General features: G+C 57.0%; 3 protein-coding genes. All 3 read right to left on the reverse strand.

The annotated features are described in order from the left end of the window. Positions 1-720, reverse strand: a 720-nt coding sequence (locus tag IE083_RS15445) for a hypothetical protein (protein WP_229799795.1), incomplete at its 3' end; no start/stop codon positions are given. Next, entirely contained in the window at positions 717-2,396 is a 1,680-nt protein-coding gene (locus IE083_RS15450; protein WP_189354926.1) for a site-specific integrase, read from the reverse strand. The genes IE083_RS15445 and IE083_RS15450, both read right to left, overlap by 4 nt. Then, positions 2,393-2,731: hypothetical protein (locus IE083_RS15455; RefSeq protein ID WP_229799796.1), on the reverse strand; the 339-nt coding region annotated here is incomplete at its 5' end. The genes IE083_RS15450 and IE083_RS15455, both read right to left, overlap by 4 nt.

The following is a 2,731-nucleotide window of genomic DNA, read 5'->3' on the forward strand; positions in this document are numbered from 1 at the left end:
AACGGCCCTGCGTTTCACTATTCCGCCTTCGGGCAGGCCCAAGTCCGACAGGCTGCTAGAGTCGAGGTCTCTGTTAAAGATTTCGGCTAGTGCGTAAACCGCCTGAAAGTTGGGGAGTTTTTTTTGTCGAGCGCGCTCTGATTCGGCACCAACACTGATGCCAGTATTCTTGGGCTGCTTGTTAGGATTGGCCCATGTTTCACAATTCGACGGCAGAACGCCAGTACGCACCATGACGGAGGCCAACTGTTGCAGCTCAGCCCCCACCCGGTATGCCCCACCTGTCTTTAGATTGCTTCTGGCGAGGCTGGCTGCGGTCTCTAGGGCCGCGCAGTCGATTCCAAGTGGACTAGCGTTGCCACGTAAGGAGAGTAGTGCGGCCTCGAGGTGACGTAAGGTCTGCAGCCGCTTGATATGTCCGGTGCGGCTCTCGCCTGGATTTGTCAGATGCCGCTCGACTACGTAAGCCTTGGCGAAGTCAATGAAGGCCCCGTCCAGCCTGGCCTCCATGGCAATGTCGTTGCGTTTGAGGCTACCCTGTGGTGCATGTTCCTGCTTCACAAAGTAGCCAACGCCTTTCCAATAGGGTTCGGACCAGTCGACGTCAAGCTCGTTGACTTCACTTCTGGCGTTGTGGATGTATTCTGCCAGTTTCTCGGTCCGGGCCTGGTTGTCCCGGGACACAAATACTTCTGCGGGTGTGTTCTCTACTGGCTTCATGCGTTGCCCTCAGCTGCGGCATTTAGTTCCGAGCGGCGGGCATGGCACAGTTGGATTACGTTTTGCACGGCGCCTATGAGTTTGTCGCGACGTTTCGTGACGGGGCTGTCGAGTCCCAGCTCTGTCGCTAGATTTGCGCGTTCAGCCATCAATTCCCGCAGGAATTCTTCATGGGGGCCATCCAGCCAAGGCTGGAAGTGGCTGCAGGTGTAGCAAGCATGGGGAATGCCGTCATCGAGGCCGCATTGTTTCAACTGCCCACAGGTGGCGGCATTTTTCCCGTGGTACGTAACGCGGCTCCTGACGTCATGGCCCGCTACCGCATCGGCCTCAGAGTCGACTAGGGTGCCGCGAAAGGCTGAAGCAAAGTGCTGTAAAATCGGCGAGGTGGTGATGGCACGGCTGATGTCACTCGCGTGCTCCGGCAGGTTATCGATGTAGATTTCAGCCGAACGGGAGGTTGAGTGGTCCAGTAGCCAGGCAATCAAGTTTGCTGACAGGCCTTCACGCGCCAGCTCGGTGCCTTTGGTATAACGAAGCCGGGTGGCGGTGACATGCAGTAGCTTTCCCTTTCGCTCCTGCGTCTGAACTGAACGGAATATTGCAATGAGGCGCTGACCGATGGCTGCGGGAGTGCTGTGCCAGGCCATACCTTTTGCGTCTTGATACAAAGCCTGCAGTGCGCTGCCGTGTTCGCCGCCTTCCCGTCGTTGGGTTGCCTGGTCAAGGGTTTCGATGATGGCGGGCCATTCCGGATACAGGGGTAGCTCGCTCTGGAGCGCCTGCAGGTCTGACGGTTGGAGCCTCCACCCGCGGAGGTCCAATGCTGCTGTGAAGGCGTGCTTGGTGTGCTCACGCAGTGCAAGGAAGACTTTGAAGTTGTCTGGGGTCAGGTCGATGGCGCGCCTTGACTCCCGGAAGGCGTGCCCGCGTTGCTTGGCACGCGGTACTGCCAGTAGGTAGAGTGTTGGTCCCTTCGAGGCACCAGGCTCGGGGTCTCCTTCGCATTCCTGCACATCCTTGCATTTTAGGGCTGCGCTCTGGCTGGGGCGGCGTCCCGTGGTGAGGTGGAAGTAAGCGAGGCTGAACTCCTCAATATCCAGCCCGCCAGCTTCGGCAGCATCGTTCAAGTCTTGCAGAATGTGGTGCAATTCCTCTGTGGAGAGTGGCCCATCGTCCTGGTCCATGGTTCTGACCGCGCGCCCTGACTCCACCCCCTTGAGGCGCATCTCTTTAAGGGATGCGATGAGCTCATCAGAAACGCCGGCGTGCCGGCCGCTGTGCCAATTCACCAATAGAGACCGTAGGTGCCGCAAATAATCTTCGTGGCCAAACTTAGAAAGCAAAGCCTTCCGATATCGGCGGAAGTCAGCAATTTTCCATGAGATAATGGGGCCGTCTGGGAAACATATCTCTCGAAATTTACTTAATGCCCAGCGATACTGGTTCAGCGTAGCCCAAGAGTATTTTGTGCAGGCATGGCGCAGTGTTGCTTCCAAGCCAGGTTGTAGTGCCGGAGAGACCAAGGCGCGCATCAGCTCGACGTCGAGTCCTTGTTTTCCGTCGATGGGCCACCATCCCTCCCTGGCGTCGAACTCAATGTCATAGCGTGTGCGGACGATATGCGAATCCGGCTGGACTAGGGCTGCTTCTAGTGTCTGTGTTCCGACGTTCATTTAGGTTTCCTGTTGGACACTTGTCCTGCGGCCATGCGCTCCTGTAGCTCCAGGGTGGCTTCGCGAGCCTGGCGCTTGGTTTCTAGCAGTGTGTAAGTGCTGTCAACCTCGGAGTGTTGCTTGCGGCCAGCCAGATAATTCCGTACTCGTCGATGGAGTTCTTGATTGTTCTCATCGCTGCCTTGCTCGTGCTGTAACTTGGCTAACTCATTACTGAAGAAATGGCGCAGCAGGTGTGACCGTACTTGTGAAATACGCTCGTCGGCACCGGCCAACGTATCAAATACTTCATTTAGGGCGGCCTTGGTCATTGGTTGGCCTTGCGTGGGGCCTGA

The sequence above is a fragment of the Vogesella fluminis genome (assembly GCF_014652335.1).
Lineage (GTDB): Bacteria > Pseudomonadota > Gammaproteobacteria > Burkholderiales > Chromobacteriaceae > Vogesella > Vogesella fluminis.

What these genes read in the sequence shown, in the direction of transcription:
- IE083_RS15450 (WP_189354926.1), bottom strand. Translation starts at nt 2,396, where the DNA reads ATGAACGTCGGAACACAGACACTAGAAGCAGCCCTAGTCCAGCCGGAT.